Source organism: Pseudomonas sp. B5(2017), assembly GCF_002112825.1.
Lineage (GTDB): Bacteria > Pseudomonadota > Gammaproteobacteria > Pseudomonadales > Pseudomonadaceae > Aquipseudomonas > Aquipseudomonas putida_Z.
Genome location: NZ_NEIR01000002.1, coordinates 100,348 through 118,928 on the forward strand (window position 1 = coordinate 100,348; position 18,581 = coordinate 118,928).

The window sequence follows — 18,581 nt, forward strand, 5'->3', positions numbered from 1 at the left end:
CAATGTATGAGAACCGTCTGGCAGCACTGCCATGTGGCAACCATGGCCGAGGGCCGTTACTCGGCCATCGAGGACGCGGCCATCGTCACCAACGCCGGGCTGATCGAGTGGATCGGCCCACGCGTCGAGCTGGCGTCGGTCGATGCCGAGCGTACGGTGGACCTGGGCGGCGCCTGGGTCACCCCGGGGCTGATCGACTGCCACACCCACGCGGTGTTCGGTGGCAACCGCAGCGGTGAGTTCGAGCAGCGCCTGCAGGGCGTGAGCTATGCCGAAATCGCCGCACAGGGCGGTGGCATCGCCAGCACCGTGCGGGCCACCCGCGCGGCCAGCGAAGACGAGCTGTTCGCCAGTGCTCGCCAGCGGGTCCAGGCGCTGATGCGCGATGGCGTGACCACCATCGAGGTCAAGTCCGGCTACGGCCTGGACCTGGCCAACGAGCGCAAGATGCTGCGTGTGGCTCGGCGCCTGGCCGACGAGTTGCCGCTGTCGGTGCGCGCCACCTGCCTGGCAGCCCATGCCTTGCCGCCGGAATACGTCGGCCGGGCTGACGACTACATCGCGCACATCTGCGATGAAATGCTGCCGGCCCTGGCCGCCGAAGGCCTGGTGGACGCAGTGGATGCCTTCTGCGAACACCTGGCGTTCTCTCCGGCCCAGGTCGAGCGGCTGTTCATCAAGGCGCGCGAGCTGGGCCTGCCGGTCAAGCTGCACGCCGAACAGTTGTCGTCGCTGCACGGCTCCAGCCTGGCGGCGCGCTACCAGGCGCTTTCGGCTGACCATCTGGAATTCATGACCGAGGAAGACGCCATTGCCATGGCAAAAGCCGGCACGGTCGCCGTGCTGCTGCCGGGCGCGTTCTACTTCCTGCGCGAAACCCAGCTGCCGCCGATGGACGCCTTGCGCCGCCACGGCGTGAAGATTGCCCTGGCCAGCGACCTCAACCCCGGCACCTCGCCAGGGTTGTCGCTGCGGCTGATGCTGAACATGGGCTGCACCTGCTTCCGCATGACCCCGGAAGAAGCCCTGGCCGGCGTCACCGTGCACGCCGCCACGGCGCTGGGCCTGAGCGACAGCCACGGCTCGCTGGAAGTGGGCAAGGTCGCCGACTTCGTCGCCTGGCAGATCGAACGCCCCGCCGATCTGGCCTACTGGCTGGGCGGCGACCTGCCCAAGCGCGTGGTGCGCAAGGGCCACGAGATTTCCAACTGAGTGAGGCACGATGGACAAGGTACTGAGTTTTCACCAGGGGCGCCTGCCGCTGCTGATCAGCATGCCCCATGCCGGCCTGCAACTGTCGCCGGCGGTACGAGACGGCCTGGTCGATCAGGCGCGCAGCCTGCCGGACACCGACTGGCATATTCCACGGCTGTATGACTTTGCCCGAGACATGGGCGCCAGCGTGGTGGCGGCGGAGTATTCGCGCTTCGTCATCGACCTGAACCGGCCGGATGACGACAAGCCACTGTACGTCGGTGCCACCACTGGCCTGTACCCGGCCACGCTTTTCGATGGCGAGCCATTGTTCAAGGACGGGCTGGTGCCGACAGGCGAGGAGCGCAAGCAGTATCTGGAGCAGATCTGGCGCCCCTACCACGACACGATTCGTCGCGAGCTGGCGCGGCTGCGCGAGCAGTTCGGCTACGCCCTGCTGTGGGACGCCCATTCGATCCGTTCGCTGATCCCGCACCTGTTCGACGGCAAGCTGCCGGACTTCAACCTGGGTACCTTCAACGGCGCCAGCTGCGACCCGGCTCTGGCCGAACGGCTGAACGAGGTGTGCGCCCAGGCTCAGGGCTACAGCCATGTGCTCAATGGCCGCTTCAAGGGCGGGCATATCACCCGGCATTACGGCGATCCGGCCAACAACATCCATGCGGTGCAGCTGGAGCTGGCGCAGAGCACCTATATGGAAGAGACCGAGCCGTTCGCTTACCGCGAAGACCTGGCACGGCCGACACAGGAGGTGTTGAAGCAGCTTCTGCTGGCAGTGCTGGATTGGGGCAAGGCACATTACGGGCGGTGAAGTTCGCCAGTAAGAATGGCGACGCGATGCAGGCCATGCGCGTCGCCAGTCACTACGGGTCAGTTGTTGTTGATCTGCTTGATGGTAAGTTCGCGCAGTAGCTCGTTCTCTTCCTGGTCCCTGTCATCTTGCAGGCCTTGCTGCAAGTTCAACTCGTCCTGAAGCGAGTGGTCCTTGCTGGCCAGCTCGAGCACCCGCAGGCGGAAACGTGCGTCTATTTCGGCGAAGCGGTCGGCACACTCGGCGCGCAGGCGCGTGGTCCAGTCCGTATTCGCCAGCATGTAGTCGACCAGTGCATCGCTCAGTTCACTTTTCCGGACCTTTTCCAGCACACTGGATAGCTCATCGCGCGCCAGGTTCGCAGCACCTCGAAAACGCATGCTGTCGGCGATCGGCAGGTCCAGTTCCCTGGCCAGTTCCCGGCGGTAGGCCAGGCGTACCGAGACCAGGTCACCCGAGCCGGTCCGTTGGTTGGCCAGCAGCTCCAGCTGTTCGATCCGGAAAAGCTGCAACAGCCGACGACGCAGTGCTTGCAGGGAATCGCCGGCGTCGACCAACAGGCGTTGGCTCATCAGGTACAGTTCAATATTGTTGAACTCCTGCAGCGCTCCGTCATGGCAGGTCTGCGAGCCGGTTACCGGGTCTGGCAATGCCGCTGCGGCGATGCTCTCCATGATCGGGCGTTCGCTTTCGTTGCTTGCAGCCACCACCAGCATCAAGCGCACCCGTTCGCAGAAGGTGGCTCGCGTATTCGGGTCAACGTATGGGGCGGCATTGTGCAAACGGCCCGTCAGACGCAACAGATCACTGCCTTCGAGCCGCTCCCAGCAGTCCTGCAACGCGGCATTCTGTGCTTCGCTACCCAGCATCCAGTCCTCAAGGCTGGGCGTATCATCGCCCAGCAGTGGGAAGTGAGGGTGGTCGAGAGACCCTTCGCTCGAAGAATCGAAGAACATCAGGTCGTCGGGGATATCCAGGGCAAAGGAATAGCTGTGCTGGCTGTCCGAGAAGGTGCGTACCCGCAGGATGGTTTCAAGAGGCAGTGGGTTGTCGAACAAGGCGATCGACGAGATTGGCATGGGATTGTTCAGGTTCGTCAGGATGTGCTCGGGCAACTGGGTGATGTTGTTCGAGCTCAGGTCCAGAAGTTCCAGTGGCAGCAAACTGTCACACCAGCTGGGCCAGGCTTGCAGGTTCATGTTGGTCAATGCGAGTGACTGCAGGTTGCTGGCCAGCGATGCGGGCACATGGTCGATGCTGCCTGCACGGTTGCCCGACAGGTCCAGCGAGGTCAGGTTTCGCAGCCCTGCGAAAATGTCCATCATGGCCTGGTCGACCTCCAGGCCCATGTTGCGAAACTCCAGGTAGGTGAGTTGGGGAAGGCGAGCCAGGGCGGATGCCAGCGATGGCATGGCGGCCTGGTGTTCATCGATGGTCAGCCGGCTGATGTTAGGGAACCGGCTGAGTAGTTCATCGAGCTGTGAGGTGCTGCCTCGCAACCGCGTCAGGCTGAGTGCACGTACGCGGGCGCCGAAGAACGCTGGAAGCCGCCTGGGGAAATGCTCGATGGCCACGTCCTCGAGTTGCAGGCGCAGGTATGACTGGCCCTGCTCCTGCTGTTCCCAGAATTGGTCGATCGCTGACGCGATACGTTGCCTGTCCGCCAGTGCGGCCTGGGTCAATGGGTTGCTCGAACTGGATGCCTGGGCCCAGCCATCGATCGCATCGCGCATCTGCCGTCGCTCATCGCGAATGCGTGCTAGCTGTTCGGAAAGTGCTGCTGGCTGGTCCGTGGTGATACCCGAGGTGTCGATGTGCTCGTTCAGCAACAAGCGCTGCAGGTGGGATTCATTGATACTGTTGCCTTCCAGCGAGATCACCGGTGGCGTGGTCAGCATGTCCGCTTCATGAAGCAGGAACGTGGGCAACGACCTGAGATTGTTGTGGCGCAATGACAGGTGGGCAATGCGCGCCAGGGCGTCGCTGCCAATCCCGATCGGCCATTGGGCCAATTGCATCTGGTCCAGGCCCAGGTAATCCAGGGTCAATTCATGGAAGCTTGGCCTGTTGCTCTGCGCCAGCCGGTTACCACTCAGGTCGAGGTATCTCAATTGGCGAAGCGCTGACAGCAGGTTCAGGTCGCTTTCGGAAAGCGTCATGTTCTGGTTGGTAAGCACCAGTCGTTGCAACCCTGGCAGGCACTCGGTGATGGTGGGCACGCTGAACAGGAAGGGCGAGGGCGTTGCCCTGGGGTCAAACGGACGGCTGATTTCCAGCGACTCGATCTGCGGCATCTGCCTGAGCAGGCGGTGCAGCAGGCGCTCGTTTTGCGCCCACCCCGCCAAGGACCCTGACGGTAAGTCGATCAGGCTCAGGCTGCGCACGCGTGCGTTGAAAAAAGCGGGCAAGGTGAGGGGCACGTCGGCAAGCGGGACGCGGGCGATACGCAGTTCTGTGGTGGGCCCGGTGCTCTCGTCCAGCGCAGTGTCGTACCAATGTTGCATGATCGAGTCACGCAGGCTGTCGTAGTCCTGTGCTGCCTGGTCGCTTGCCGGCGAAATGGCTTCGCTCCAATCGTCCAGGCTGCTTTGCAGCTCGTTGCGTTGCTCCAGCAGCGTCTGCAAATGTTCGAATATCTGCAGCTGTGTGCGGCCGCGGCTGGCAAGTGCCAGCAGAATCTGATCCGCCGAGCGGCCGGTGCGTGCGGCGAGCCCTGTGGCTTCGATAGCTTCGAACAGCTGCTGGCGGGTGATGCCATGGGTGGCCGGGCCGCCGCCACTGAGTGGGTAGCCCAGGCGGCCATCGGCCAGGCGCATGGGAGAACGGTAGCCTGGGCGTACGGGCTGCATGCCCAGCAGCACCCTCAAGGCCGGGCGGGGCAGCAACGGGCTTTCCTGTACAAGGCGCTGCAGCGCTTGTTGATCGGCGATGTCCATGCTTGCCATGGCCGCTGGCAGTGCCTCGTACAATGCAGCGTAAAGGCTTGAATACACCTTGACCGCCGCGCTGGGCAGGCTTGCGTCGTGGACGATGTACCCTGCCTGGGCATGGGTGATGGTCTTGAATGGGCGGGTGTCCAGTGTGCCTATGGCATGATCCTGGGTCGGCCAGGACATGCGCTGGAGCAGCCGGAGCCTGGTCTGTGCAGGCCAGCCTGGCAAGCGTTCGAGCGTATGCACGATCAACAGGTCGCTATCCCAGTTTGGCACGCTGGCCAGGTACAGCCCTTCGCAGGCGCGGGCAAGGCGAATTTGTTGCTGGTAGATGCGGGCCTCTTCGGCAAGGCGCAGTGGTACCTTGCCGTTGTCGAGTATCTGCAGTTCGTTGGCACTGGCCTCGCGCGCCAGCTCATTGGCGACTGCTGACGGCAATTTCGGATACGCCCTCTGGATGGCCTCGGCGCCCGGCGCCAGGTCGCGCGAAAGGCCGACGTAGGCCCTGGCAAACTCAGCGGGCCGAGTGCTCTCGTCCGCCAGCTGGCGGACCGTTTCGTCCAGCTTGAAGCGTTGCAGGGTGTCTTCCAGCAAGGCCGGCAGCCGCTGGCTTTCGGCCAGGGCCCGGCGCAGCTCGTCTTCGTGTACGCCGCTGACGGCGATAATCCGTTGCAGCGTCGGCTCGTCGAAGTGCCCACTCAAGTGGCCGATGCGGCGCAGGAGTGTCATACCCGACCAACTCAGTGGCTTATCGGTAACGTGCAACCATGCTCCGGCACCGTTGTGCCGCACTGGCGGCTGGTAACGGCGAGGACTTGCAGGGTGTTGCAAACGATATTCACCAGTCGTTGGCGCTTGGCTGACGATGTACTGATTGCCCTGCAGTACCAGCCAGCGCTTGCCTTGGTGATGCCGTAGGCCCAGTTCGTCTGGTACCAGGTCATGGGGCAGTGTCTCGAAGCTCTGGTAAGGCGTGAGGTCGGGTTTCCACAGCCTCATCTGACCATCGGATGTTTCCACGTCTTCCAGTTCTTCGATGAATGAAGGCGTTTCTATAGGAATACGGGCTATCCCTGGCTCCTCATCCTCTGGCTCTTCTATCTCCGGCCCTTCCGAAGCCATGCCGGTTTCGCTGCCCTGCGAGCCTCTCAATGCTTTGGCTGCTGCGCTGAGGGCGGCCATGACGGCCACGTTTTCGATCACATCGAGCAGATAGCCATAGGCAGTATCACGCTCGTCGTTTTCCCAGGCGTCGATCCCTTCATACACCTCATGGGCCAGCTGGGCCAGGCAAACGGCAAGCATTGCCTCGCCAAGCCCCGGCACGAAGAAGCCGGCGATGTTCAAGGCCGTAAGCACACGGCCGGCGATCAGTTCCCGGTGGGCTTGCGTGGTGCGCCGGTCGACGATTTCGGTTGGCGTGGCGTGGAACAGCACATCCTTTTCATGACGCTGGGCCTTCTGGAAAGCCATCACGCCTTGGAAGGCGTGGCTGAAAGGCTTCATGACCGGATACAGGGTGGCGTGCGGGTCCGGAACACGTTCATGCAAGCCGCGAACACTCCAGGCGAGGGGCATGAGCCGGTCCTTCAGGCGGGTGGTTATCGGCGCCTTGTCGCGGTCGGCGAGGTGCTTGTCCAGGTAGCCGATATCGGCCTGGAGCCTGTCGCGCAATTCGTCGTGCATGGCTTGCTGGCTGGTGAACTCCTTGAGGGGCGTGGTGCTGTCTTCAGGGATGTACAGCGCCACGGCCTGATGCCCTTCAGCTTGCAGGGTAATGAGCACAACGCCGGTCAGCTCGGCTTCCCACAACTCGAGCAAGCTGAATGTCACCGGCGAAGAGGGCGATGGCGCCTGGTCAAGTGGTGTGGCGAGAGCGGCGGAATATAGCGTTTCGCTGATATCGCCCTTGAGGCGCGCGAAATGCAGGGATTGCCGGAATGCCGAGACCTCGGCACGCCCCAGGGTTTCATAAACGGCCAGTGCGGCTTCATCGGCGCCGAGTGACGGCGTGGCCACCGGGTAGTAGATGGCATGTACCTGTTCGTGGTACTTGCCGCCGATATCCAGCGTGCGACACAAGTCGGCGAAGTCTTCGGCGGCAATATCCAGTGCATTGGTGATCGGCACGGTGCCCATGAAGCGCCGGTGATCGACGATGACCGAACTCTTGAGCAAGGAGGCGGGCGCGTCCATGCCATGTTCGGCAGCGGCGGCCTGGTCGAAGTTGTGCAAGGCGCAGTGCAGCAGCGAGCGTGTAGCCCGGTCGACAGCCTGGCGGCTGTCGATGGCGTCGGTCGTTTCGATCAGGCGGGCATCGACGAGGTAGGTGTTGCGCACATCCAGGTCAAGCCTGAATCGCTGCTTGATGGCTTCGGTGAGTGCCTTGGTGGCGTAGGTTTCCAGGGTTGGAAGCTGTTCGAACAGCTTGTGCACCTGCACCTGGTGCTCGCGGTGGCGTGCGTGCTCTTCCTGCCATGCCTTGGCGACTTCCGGTTGTTGCTGGAGTGCCGTCACCAGCCAGGCAGGGGGGTGATGCCAGTTGCGCATCGCAAGTCGGGTTTCTGGTGGAGCCTGCTTGAGCCAGGTGGGGATTCTGCGCTCGATGGTGGCGTAATGAACACTAGGCACGGCAGTGACTGCAGTTGGCATGGCGAGGCCCTTACTTGATTTGGGGCGAGGGACTATCGCGGGCCTGCCTGAGCTGCTGGAGGTAGATATATGTGCCCTTGAGGTGCGGCGGCATCAGCGCGGGCAGTGCTCAAAGCGCAATTCAGGTTTATGATGGCCCACGGCCGAATAATCCTCACACGGAGTGCGCAATGCAGACCCTGTACCCGCAGATCAAACCCTACGCCCGGCACGATCTGGCCGTGGAAGCGCCGCATGTGCTGTATGTCGACGAAAGCGGCTCGCCAGAAGGTCTGCCGGTGGTATTCATCCACGGCGGCCCGGGCGCCGGATGCGACGCCCAGAGCCGCTGCTACTTCGACCCGACCCTGTACCGCATCATCACCTTCGACCAGCGCGGCTGTGGCCGCTCCACGCCGCACGCGAGCCTGGAAAACAACACCACCTGGCACCTGGTCGAGGACCTTGAGCGCATCCGCGAGCACCTTGGCATCGACAAGTGGGTGCTGTTCGGCGGCTCGTGGGGCTCCACCCTGGCCCTGGCCTACGCCCAGACCCACCCCGAGCGGGTGCATGGCCTGATCCTGCGCGGCATCTTCCTGTGCAGGCCCCAGGAAATCCAATGGTTCTACCAGGAAGGCGCCAGCCGTCTGTTCCCCGATTACTGGCAGGACTACATCGCGCCGATCCCGCCGGAGGAGCGCGGTGACCTGGTCACGGCCTTCCACAAGCGCCTGACCGGCAACGACCAGATCGCCCAGATGCACGCGGCCAAGGCCTGGTCCACCTGGGAAGGCCGTACCGCCACCCTGCGTCCCAACCCGCTGGTGGTCGACCGCTTCTCCGAGCCGCAGCGTGCACTGTCGATCGCCCGTATCGAATGCCACTACTTCATGAACAACGCCTTCCTCGAGCCGGACCAGCTGATCCGCGATCTGCCAAAGATCGCCCACCTGCCGGCCGTGATCGTGCATGGCCGCTATGATGTGATCTGCCCGTTGGACAACGCCTGGGCGCTGCACCAGGCTTGGCCGAACAGCGAACTGAAGGTGATCCGTGACGCTGGCCACGCGGCTTCCGAGCCGGGCATCACCGATGCCCTGGTGCGTGCCGCCGACCAGATGGCCCGGCGCCTGCTCGACCTGCCCCTGGAAGAAGCATGAGGGGCCTGCTGCAGCGCGTGCGTGGTGCGCGGGTGGAAGTAGCGGGGGAGGTGGTAGGTGCCATCGACCAGGGTTTGCTGGTGCTGGTGGCCGTCGAGCCTGAAGATTCCCGTCAGCAGGCCGACAAGTTGTTGCACAAGCTGTTGAACTACCGGGTGTTCAGCGACGAGCAGGGCAAGATGAACCTGTCGCTCAAGGATGTGGGGGGAGGTTTGTTGCTGGTGTCGCAGTTCACCCTGGCGGCAGACACCCGCAACGGCATGCGCCCGAGCTTCTCGACGGCAGCGCCACCGGCCCTCGGCGCCGAGTTGTTCGACTATCTTTTGCAGCAGGCGAAGGCCCAGCACGCCGATGTGGCAAGCGGGCAATTCGGTGCAGACATGCAGGTGCACCTGGTCAATGATGGCCCCGTAACATTTATGTTACAAATGTGAGTGTAAAAAACCCCTTGTTCACAGGAAAACAAGGGGTTTTGTACGATAAATAGTTGTTCCAGCCTGATGCGTTGTCACGCGACCTGCTGGATAATCGCGCGCTGCATGGACCTGCGTTCGCAGGTTCGTTTCACTCTGACTCGAGCATTGTCTGGATCCGTTTGGGGAATCATTACGCCCTCACGGGGTCCGAACAGTGCTCGCCAACCCGGCATTTGTCGCTGGCCGTTGGTTTCATGATCTGTTTTCGGCGAGGGTTGCTCGTGATTGTTAGTCCCCAAAAAGCATCAAGAATCCCCGGTACCGGGCTGCGCAAGGCCCTGATGGCCAGTGTGGCAGTGGTCGGCCTGATGAGCGCGGGCCAGCTGTGGGCATTCAATCTTGACGATGTTGCAGCCAAGGCAAAGGATCTGGCCGGCCAGAAGTACGAAGCACCGAAAAGCAACCTGCCGGCCGTATTCCGCGACATGAAGTTCGCGGACTACCAGAAGATTCATTTCCTGCAGGAAAAGGCCGAGTGGGCCAAGGACAAGACCCCGTTCAAGCTGTCGTTCTATCACCAGGGCATGCACTTCGACACCCCGGTGAAGATCAACCAGGTCACCGCCACCAAGGTCGAGGAAATCAAGTACGACCCGAGCCGTTTCGAGTTCGGTGACGTGCCACACGACCCGGAAACCACCAAGAACCTGGGTTACGCCGGTTTCCGCGTGTTGTACCCGATCAACAAGGCCGACAAGCAGGACGAGATCATGACCCTGCTTGGCGCCAGCTACTTCCGCGTGGTCGGCAAGGGCCACGTGTACGGCCTGTCGGCCCGTGGCCTGGCCATCGACACCGCACTGCCGTCGGGCGAGGAGTTCCCGCGCTTCACCGAGTTCTGGGTCGAGAAGCCCAAGCCGGCCGACAAGCACCTGGTCATCTACGCCCTGCTGGACTCGCCGCGTTCCACCGGCGCCTACAAGCTGACCCTGCGCCCAGGCAACGATACCGTGGTCGACGTGCAGTCCCGCGTGTTCCTGCGTGACCATGTCAGCCGCCTGGGCATTGCCCCGCTGACCAGCATGTACCTGTTCGGCCCCAACCAGCCGTCCAAGGTCCTCAACTACCGCCCGGCCCTGCACGACTCCGAAGGCCTGTCGATCCATGCCGGCAACGGCGAATGGCTGTGGCGCCCGCTGAACAACCCGAAACACCTGGCCGTGAGCAACTTCAGCGTCGAGAACCCGCGTGGTTTCGGCCTGATGCAGCGCCAGCGCGCCTTCAGTGACTACGAAGACCTCGACGACAACTACCAGAAGCGCCCGAGCGCCTGGATCGAGCCGAAGGGTGACTGGGGCAAGGGCACCGTCGACCTGGTCGAAATCCCGACCGCCGACGAGACCAACGACAACATCGTGGCCTTCTGGAGCCCGGAGAAGCTGCCTGAGCCAGGCAAGCCATTCGAGTACGCCTACCGCCTGCACTGGACCATCGACGAGCCGAAGTTCCAGGCCTCCGAGCTGGGCTGGGTCAAGCAGACCCTGCGTTCCACCGGCGACGTCAAGCAGTCCAACCTGATCCGCCAGCCAGACGGCAGCGTGGCCTTCCTGGTCGACTTCGCCGGCCCGGCGCTGGCCGCCCTGCCGGAAGACACCGCCGTACGCAGCCAGATCAGCGTGGGCGAGAACGCCGAGGTGGTCGAGAACAACCTGCGCTATAACCCTGAGACCAAGGGCTGGCGCCTGACCCTGCGTTTGAAGGTCAAGGAAGCCAACAAATCGACCGAAATGCGTGCCGCGCTGGTGCGTGACGTGCCGGTCGAAGCCGCCAAGCCTGCCAAGGACGCCAAGCAGGACAAGGCTGCAGCCAAGCAAGTCAAGGCCGAGAAAGCTGCCAAGGCCGAACAACCTGCCGCCGATGCGGCGCCCACCAACGGGACCCCGGCCACCACCGAGAAGGTGCTGACCGAGACCTGGAGCTATCAGTTGCCTGCCGATGAGTAACTCAAGCGCAAGGCCGGAATCGCTTCGCGAGTACCTGGCCCACCTACCACTGAGCGACGAGCAACGGGCGGAGCTCGCCAGCTGCACGTCATTCAGTGAGCTGCACCAACGCCTGGCGGCCAACCCGGCCGCCAGCTCTGCCGAGGCCGTCCAGGCCTCGGTGGGCCCGCGCCTGACCGTAGGCAGCGCCGCCGAGCTGGAAGACGCCGAGATGCTTGGCGTCGACGGCAGCGGCCGCCTGTGCCTGAAGATCGCTCCGCCGATCAAGCGCACCAAGGTCGTGCCCGAGCCATGGCGTACCAACGTGCTGATCCGCATGTGGCGGCGCATGACCGGCCGCACCAACGCCCCGCAGCCGCCCAAGCGCGAGCTGCCGCCAGCTCGCTGGCGTACGGTCGGCTCGATCCGCCGCTACATCCTGCTGGCGCTGATGATCGGCCAGACCATCGTTGCCGGCTGGTACATGAAGGGCATCCTGCCGTACCAGGGCTGGTCGTTCGTGGACTTTGACGAAGTCGTCAACCAGCCGCTGTGGGACACCGTGGTGCAGGTTTGGCCGTATGCCTTGCAGACGTCCATCCTGGTTCTCTTCGGCATCCTGTTCTGCTGGGTATCGGCGGGCTTCTGGACCGCGCTGATGGGCTTCCTCGAGCTGCTCACCGGGCGTGACAAGTACAAGATTTCGGGTAGCAGTGCAGGCAACGAGCCGATCGCGCCCGAGGCGCGTACCGCGCTGGTGATGCCGATCTGCAACGAAGACGTGCCGCGCGTGTTCGCCGGCCTGCGCGCAACGTTCGAGTCGGTGGCCGCCAGCGGCAACCTCGACCGTTTCGACTTCTTCGTGCTCAGCGACACCAACGACACCGACATCGCCGTGGCCGAGCAACAGGCCTGGCTGGACGTGTGCCGCGAAACCAAAGGCTTCGGCCGTATCTTCTACCGCCGCCGTCGGCGCCGGGTGAAGCGCAAGAGCGGCAACCTCGACGACTTCTGCCGTCGTTGGGGCGGCGAATACAAGTACATGGTCGTACTCGACGCCGACAGCGTCATGAGCGGCGAGTGCCTGAGCAGCCTGGTGCGCCTGATGGAGGCCAACCCGGACGCCGGCATCATCCAGACCGGGCCGAAGGCCTCGGGCATGGACACCCTGTATGCGCGCCTGCAGCAGTTCGCCACCCGCGTGTACGGCCCGCTGTTCACCGCCGGCCTGCACTTCTGGCAGCTGGGCGAGTCGCACTACTGGGGCCACAACGCGATCATCCGCATGAAGCCGTTCATCGAGCACTGCGCCCTGGCGCCATTGCCGGGCAAGGGTGCGTTCGCCGGTGCAATCCTCTCCCACGACTTCGTCGAAGCCGCGCTGATGCGCCGTGCCGGCTGGGGCGTGTGGATTGCCTACGACCTGCCGGGCAGCTACGAAGAACTGCCGCCGAACCTGCTCGACGAGCTCAAGCGCGACCGCCGCTGGTGCCACGGCAACCTGATGAACTTCCGCCTGTTCCTGGTCAAGGGCATGCACCCGGTGCACCGTGCGGTGTTCCTCACCGGGGTGATGTCGTACCTGTCGGCACCGCTGTGGTTCCTGTTCCTGGTGCTGTCGACCGCGCTGCTGGCGACCAACACGCTGATGGAGCCGCAGTACTTCATCGAGCCGTACCAGCTCTACCCGCTGTGGCCGCAGTGGCACCCGGAGAAGGCCGTGGCGCTGTTCTCCACCACCATCGTGCTGCTGTTCCTGCCCAAGCTGCTCAGCGTCATCCTGATCTGGGCCAAGGGCGCGACAGAGTTTGGCGGGCGTATCAAGGTCACCCTGTCGATGCTGATGGAGATGCTGTTCTCCATGCTGCTGGCACCGGTGCGCATGATCTTCCACACCCGCTTCGTGCTGGCCGCGTTCCTCGGCTGGGCCGCGACCTGGAACTCGCCGCAGCGTGACGACGACTCCACGCCGTGGAGCGAAGCGGTGCGCCGCCACGGCCCGCAGACCCTGTTGGGCATTGCCTGGGCGGCGCTGGTGGCCTGGCTGAACCCGAGCTTCCTGTGGTGGCTGGCGCCAATCGTTGGTTCGCTGGTGCTGTCGATCCCGGTTTCGGTGATCTCCAGCCGCACCCGCCTGGGCCTGGCGGCCAAGGACGAGAAGCTGTTCCTCATCCCCGAGGAATACGCCACTCCGCAAGAGCTGCTGGCCACCGACCAGTACACCCACGAAAACCGCTGGCATGCCCTGCATGACGGCTTCGTGCGGGCTGTGGTCGACCCGCGGCAGAACGCCCTGGCCTGCGCCATGGCCACTGCCCGTCATGGTCAGGCGGCGCCGATCGAGGCACTGCGCGTCGAGCGCGTGGCCAAGGCGATGGAGGTCGGGCCGCAAGGGCTGGACCTCAATACCCGCCTGGCCCTGCTCAGCGACCCGGTGGCGCTGACCCGCCTGCACGAGCAGGTCTGGGCCGAGCACAATGCGGCGTGGATCAACGTGTGGCGTGCATCGATCAAGAACGACCCGCATTCGCCGCTGTTGCCGCTGCATCCGGAGAATGAAGGCCAACCGGCACTTGTCGGCGCCTGATCGGCCCAGGGGCCGCTTTGCGGCCCTATCGCGACACAAGGCCGCTCCTACAAGGGAATGCATGCCCCTGTAGGAGCGGCCTTGTGTCGCGAAACGAGGGCAAAGCCCTCGCTAGCAATGTCCCTGCATGATGGATTTTGGCCAACAAAGTCCCCCCCGGCTCTAGGTCCCCGAGCCGCCATGCGTTAGCATCCCTCTCCGATATGACGCATCGGCCGCCACGGCCGTGCCAACAATAAGATTCGCTACTTTTCTTGCTAGGGGACTTGGTGATGATCAAGAAATACCTTTCGCGACTGCTGGTCGGTGTCACCGCCCTGGTCGCCGTGACGGCAGCCCAGGCGGGCGCGATCGATGACGCGGTCAAGCGCGGCACCCTGCGGGTGGGCATGGACCCGACCTACATGCCGTTCCAGATGACCAACAAGCGTGGCGAGATCATCGGCTTCGAAGTCGATATCCTCAAAGCCATGGCCAAGTCCATGGGCGTCAAGTTCGAGCCGGTATCCACGGCCTATGACGGCATCATCCCGGCCCTGCTGACCGACAAGTTCGACATGATCGGCAGCGGCATGACCCTGACCCAGGAACGCAACCTGCGCCTGAACTTCAGCGAACCCTTCATCGTGGTTGGCCAGACCCTGCTGATCCGCAAGGAACTGGCAGGCGAGATCAAGTCGTACAAGGACCTGAACAACGAGAAGTACCGCATCACCTCCAAGCTCGGCACCACCGGCGAAATGGTTTCCAAGAAGCTGATCGCCAAGGCCAAGTACCACGGCTACGACAACGAGCAGGAAGCGGTGATGGACGTGGTCAACGGCAAGGCTGACGCCTTCGTCTACGACGCGCCGTACAACGTGGTGGCAGTGGACAAGGCCGGTGCCGGCAAGCTGCTGTTCCTCGAAGAACCCTTCACCTACGAGCCGCTGGCCTTCGGCCTGAAGAAAGGCGACTACGACAGCATCAACTTCATCAACAACTTCCTGCACCAGATCAAGCATGACGGGACCTACGATCGTATTCACGACAAGTGGTTCAAGAACAAGGACTGGCTGAAGGAAATGGAATAAGGCCCAGGCCACAAGCCGGCTTTATGACCCCGACGCGCAGGCAAACCCTGCGCGTTCGTATTTACGGAAGTACCCCACGTGATCAAACACAAGAAAGCCCAGTGGCCCTGGCACGGTTTGACTGCCCTGGTCCTGGTGGGCCTGGCGTTCAGCCTGTACATGGCCACCTCGATGATTTCCTACGAGTGGCGCTGGAACCGCGTACCGCAGTACTTCGCCTACAAGGCCGAGGAAGCACAGCGCGCCGCCGGTTACGGCACCGTGCAGGACATCGTCATCTCTGGCGACAATGCCCGTGTCACGCTGAAAGACGAGAGCGGTGCCGAGCAGGTGCTCGATGTGGCCAAGGACAGCCTGCAGCTGGCCCGCGGCGACGATGTTTCCGAAGGCGACCAGATTGGCGTCACCCGCCACTGGGCGGCCGGCCCGCTGGCCTGGGGCCTGTGGACCACGCTTTGGATTTCGGTGGTATCCGGTGCCCTGGGCCTGTTGATCGGCCTGTTCGCCGGCCTCTGCCGCCTGTCCAGCAACCCTACGCTGCGTGACCTGTCGACGGTGTATGTCGAGCTGGTGCGCGGTACACCGCTGCTGGTACAGATCTTCATCTTCTACTTCTTCATCGGTACCGTGCTCAACCTGTCCCGCGAGTTTGCCGGGGTGGCTGCACTGGCGCTGTTCACCGGCGCCTACGTGGCCGAAATCGTTCGTGCCGGCGTGCAATCCATCGCCAAGGGCCAGAACGAAGCGGCCCGCTCGCTGGGCCTGAACGCGGGCCAGTCGATGCGCCACGTGATCCTGCCGCAGGCCTTCAAACGCGTGCTACCGCCTTTGGCCGGCCAGTTCATCAGCCTGGTCAAGGACACCTCGCTGGTCTCGGTGATCGCCATCACCGAACTGACCAAGAGCGGCCGCGAGGCCATTACCACCTCGTTCTCGACCTTCGAGATCTGGTTCTGCGTGGCAGGCCTGTACCTGCTGATCAACCTGCCGCTGTCGCACCTGGCCAGCCGGCTCGAGCGGAGGCTTGCGCAAAGTGATTGAAGTCCGTGACCTGCTGAAAGTCTTCGACACCCGTGGCCACGTGGTACGGGCCGTGGATAACGTCACCACCCAGGTCGCCAAGGGCGAAGTGGTGGTGGTGCTCGGCCCGTCGGGTTCGGGCAAGTCGACCTTCCTGCGCTGCCTCAACGGCCTGGAGCATTTCGACGAAGGCCATGTGGCCATCGACGGCCTGCAACTGGCCGACCCGAAGACCGACATCAACGCCTACCGCCGCGAAGTCGGCATGGTGTTCCAGCATTTCAACCTGTTCCCGCACATGACCGTGCTGGAGAACCTGTGCCTGGCACAGAAGGTGGTGCGCAAGCGCAACAAGGCCGACCGCGAGGCCAAGGCCCGGGCGCTGCTGGAGAAGGTCGGCATTGCGCAGAAAGCCAACGAATACCCGTCGCGCCTGTCCGGTGGTCAGCAACAGCGGGTGGCGATCGCCCGTGCCCTGGCCATGGACCCGAAAGTGATGCTGTTCGACGAGCCAACCTCGGCGCTCGACCCGGAAATGGTCGGCGAGGTGCTGGACGTGATGAAGACCCTGGCCCAGGAAGGCATGACCATGGTCTGCGTTACCCACGAAATGGGCTTTGCCCGTGAAGTGGCGGACCGGGTGCTGTTCTTCGATCATGGCAAGTTGCTGGAAGATTCGGCGCCGGCCGCGTTCTTCGCCTCGCCGAAAGACCCGCGCGCGCAGGCGTTCCTGCGCCAAGTGCTTTAACTCGCACCGGCCTCTTCGCGGGCACGCCCACTCCCACAGGGACCGCATCGGGGCCCTGTGGGAGCATTTAATTGAGCCGAGATGGCCGGCATTTGTGTCAACTCTGAGGTGCAGTATCTATGAACTCGGTGTGTCTTCGCGCCTTGAGAGGAGCTTACTAAATTTCAAGAGGTGATCGAATTGATTTGGCGTTAGTTGATGACAGATGCCGGCGTTCATAGTATGAGTTTCTGCGGTGGAGCTTATCTTCGCTATTTAGCTTTCGTATAGTAATCTTGTGGTAAGCACTAGGCCGAATCACCATGCTGTTCTTCTCGGCGTAATCAAAGTCTTTTCCTTTGACTAATTTGTTTACGTTGTTTGTGTATACGCCTACTATCACGCCAGGATCTTGTGGGTCTGCGCTGCCCGCGTACCAGCGGGCATAGTCCTTGTCTGTTGTAATATAGAAGCCTTCGCCATAATGTGAGGTTGTTCTCATATACTTTTTTTTCAACCCATTTAACAAGAGTTCTTCGCTATAAATAGAGGTACCGTGATATGCTATTTTCTGCTTATGAAAAAGACCGCGGATTCTTGTCCATAATTTACCAAGTGCAGAAGTTCCCTCCGGATCCGATAGATTTATCGGGTCGTTCAAGCAATAGACATACGAATTTAAACCTCCTGCTCCGAACGGGCTGATTGTATCGGGGGAGCTGAACCTCAGCAGAACAGGACTGAATGCTCGATAACCTAAACCTAAAAAATATAGCCCAGTGAGCGTGTCTAGCCATTCGCCATTAAATCTCAGATGATCGTTCACTTCGATCACCGGCATACAATAGCCGAACGGTGTGTAGGCAATAGTCCGCGGGTGGGCTATTGAATCATTAGTAGGTCCTCTGCGTTTATTTGGCATGGCGTATCTTTTCGGCAGTCATTAATGTCTAACTATATTACGACGCTTGTGAGAGATGAAAACTAGCAAAAATACTAGATTTGTACTGAATGATGTGGGTCGATAGTTTTCTTGGTAGTGAAGTTTTATTGGGATGCCTTTCTTACATGCACTCATGGCGTGAGTTGCCGAAAGGGCCGCAAAGCAGCCCTCGCGGTCTTAGAGGCTGAAGCGCCCAACCATCCCCCGCAACTGCTGCCCCAACTGCTCCAGTTCCCCACTCGAAGCCGCCGTCTGCTCACTGGCCGCACTGGTCTGATCCGACACATCGCGCACATTCAGCACACTACGGTTGATCTGCTCGGCGACCACGCTCTGCTCTTCGCTGGCCGTGGCAATCTGCTGGTTCATGCCCTGGATGCTGGACACCGTGTCGGTGATCTGGCTCAACGCATGCCCCGCCTTGCGGCTCAGCTCCACGCTTTGCTCGGTCAGGTTCTTGCTGTTGTCCAGCAGGCGGGTCACTTCGTCGGTGCCGTTGTGCAGGCTGTCGATCAGTTGGCCGATTTCCTCGGTCGCCGTCGAGGTGCGCTGTGCCAGACCGCGCACTTCATCGGCCACCACGGCAAAACCACGCCCGGCTTCACCCGCCCGTGCCGCTTCGATCGCCGCGTTCAGGGCCAGCAGGTTGGTCTGCTCGGACACTGACTTGATCACATCGAGGATGCTGCCGATGCGCTGGCTCTCGCCCGCCAGGTGCTGCATGGCCGCCAGGCAATGGTCCATCTGCCCGGCCAGCTGTTCGATACGGCCAATAGCTTCGGCCACCACCTGGTCGCCGATCTGCGCCTGCTGGTCGGCGTTGGTCGCCGCCAGCGAGGCCTGTTCAGCGTTCTGCGCCACTTCCTGCACGGTGGCGCTCATCTGGTTCATGGCTGTGGCCACCTGGTCGGTTTCCTCGCGTTGCTGGTTGATGCGCAGCTTGGTGTCTTCGCTGCTGGCCGCCAGCTGTGTGGCGGCCTGTGACAGGTGGCCGACGCCCTGGTCGATGCCACCGATCAGCTCGCGCAGGCTCAAGGTCATTTCGCGCATGCTGGTTTGCAACTGGCCCATCTCGTCGCG

General features: G+C 62.4%; 12 protein-coding genes. 9 read left to right on the plus strand and 3 right to left on the minus strand.

What is annotated here, in order from left to right:
- The first annotated feature begins 6 nt into the window (after positions 1-6).
- Positions 7-1,212 carry an imidazolonepropionase gene (gene hutI, locus CAG00_RS03215; RefSeq protein WP_085663485.1) on the plus strand — a complete coding sequence of 402 codons (1,206 nt, stop codon included), beginning with the start codon at positions 7-9 and terminating at the stop codon, positions 1,210-1,212.
- A 10-nt stretch (positions 1,213-1,222) separates the two neighbouring features.
- The gene (hutG, locus tag CAG00_RS03220) at positions 1,223-2,026 is read left to right on the plus strand and encodes an N-formylglutamate deformylase (RefSeq protein WP_085663486.1); all 804 of its coding nucleotides are present in this window, start codon (positions 1,223-1,225) and stop codon (positions 2,024-2,026) included.
- A 59-nt stretch (positions 2,027-2,085) separates the two neighbouring features.
- On the opposite strand, the gene CAG00_RS03225 is transcribed toward hutG, so the two are convergent.
- A complete protein-coding gene (locus tag CAG00_RS03225) occupies positions 2,086-7,611 on the minus strand; it encodes a dermonecrotic toxin domain-containing protein (protein WP_256578947.1) in 5,526 nt (1,841 codons plus the stop codon).
- A gap of 170 nt (positions 7,612-7,781) precedes the next feature.
- On the opposite strand from CAG00_RS03225, the gene pip reads away from it, so the two are divergent.
- The 7 genes from pip to CAG00_RS03260 all read left to right on the plus strand — a co-directional run bounded on the left by pip (position 7,782) and on the right by CAG00_RS03260 (position 16,579).
- Positions 7,782-8,753 carry a prolyl aminopeptidase gene (gene pip, locus CAG00_RS03230; protein ID WP_013974556.1) on the plus strand — a complete coding sequence of 324 codons (972 nt, stop codon included), beginning with the start codon at positions 7,782-7,784 and terminating at the stop codon, positions 8,751-8,753.
- On the plus strand, positions 8,750-9,187 hold the full coding sequence (dtd, locus tag CAG00_RS03235) for a D-aminoacyl-tRNA deacylase (protein ID WP_085614643.1): 438 nt from the start codon (positions 8,750-8,752) through the stop codon (positions 9,185-9,187). Before pip ends, dtd begins: the two co-directional genes overlap by 4 nt.
- 323 nt (positions 9,188-9,510) lie before the next feature.
- Positions 9,511-11,172 (plus strand): glucan biosynthesis protein, encoded by a 1,662-nt coding sequence (locus tag CAG00_RS03240; RefSeq protein ID WP_085663488.1) that lies wholly within the window; start codon positions 9,511-9,513, stop codon positions 11,170-11,172.
- Positions 11,165-13,738: a glucans biosynthesis glucosyltransferase MdoH gene (mdoH, locus tag CAG00_RS03245; protein WP_025340923.1), complete on the plus strand. Its 2,574-nt coding sequence runs from the start codon at positions 11,165-11,167 to the stop codon at positions 13,736-13,738. The genes CAG00_RS03240 and mdoH overlap by 8 nt, the downstream gene beginning before the upstream one ends.
- A gap of 275 nt (positions 13,739-14,013) precedes the next feature.
- A complete protein-coding gene (locus tag CAG00_RS03250; protein WP_024087841.1) occupies positions 14,014-14,811 on the plus strand; it encodes a transporter substrate-binding domain-containing protein in 798 nt (265 codons plus the stop codon).
- Positions 14,812-14,889: 78 nt separating this feature from the next.
- Positions 14,890-15,852 (plus strand): amino acid ABC transporter permease, encoded by a 963-nt coding sequence (locus CAG00_RS03255; RefSeq protein WP_025340922.1) that lies wholly within the window; start codon positions 14,890-14,892, stop codon positions 15,850-15,852.
- Positions 15,845-16,579, plus strand: a complete 735-nt coding sequence (locus tag CAG00_RS03260) for an amino acid ABC transporter ATP-binding protein (protein WP_013974550.1) — start codon at positions 15,845-15,847, stop codon at positions 16,577-16,579. Before CAG00_RS03255 ends, CAG00_RS03260 begins: the two co-directional genes overlap by 8 nt.
- Positions 16,580-16,736: 157 nt before the next feature.
- On the opposite strand, the gene CAG00_RS03265 is transcribed toward CAG00_RS03260, so the two are convergent.
- Both CAG00_RS03265 and CAG00_RS29235 read right to left on the minus strand, forming a co-directional pair.
- Positions 16,737-17,480 carry an RHS repeat-associated core domain-containing protein gene (locus tag CAG00_RS03265; RefSeq protein WP_085663489.1) on the minus strand — a complete coding sequence of 248 codons (744 nt, stop codon included), beginning with the start codon at positions 17,478-17,480 and terminating at the stop codon, positions 16,737-16,739.
- A gap of 198 nt (positions 17,481-17,678) precedes the next feature.
- Entirely contained in the window at positions 17,679-18,572 is an 894-nt protein-coding gene (locus CAG00_RS29235) for a methyl-accepting chemotaxis protein (protein WP_371915763.1), read from the minus strand.
- Positions 18,573-18,581 lie beyond the last annotated feature (9 nt).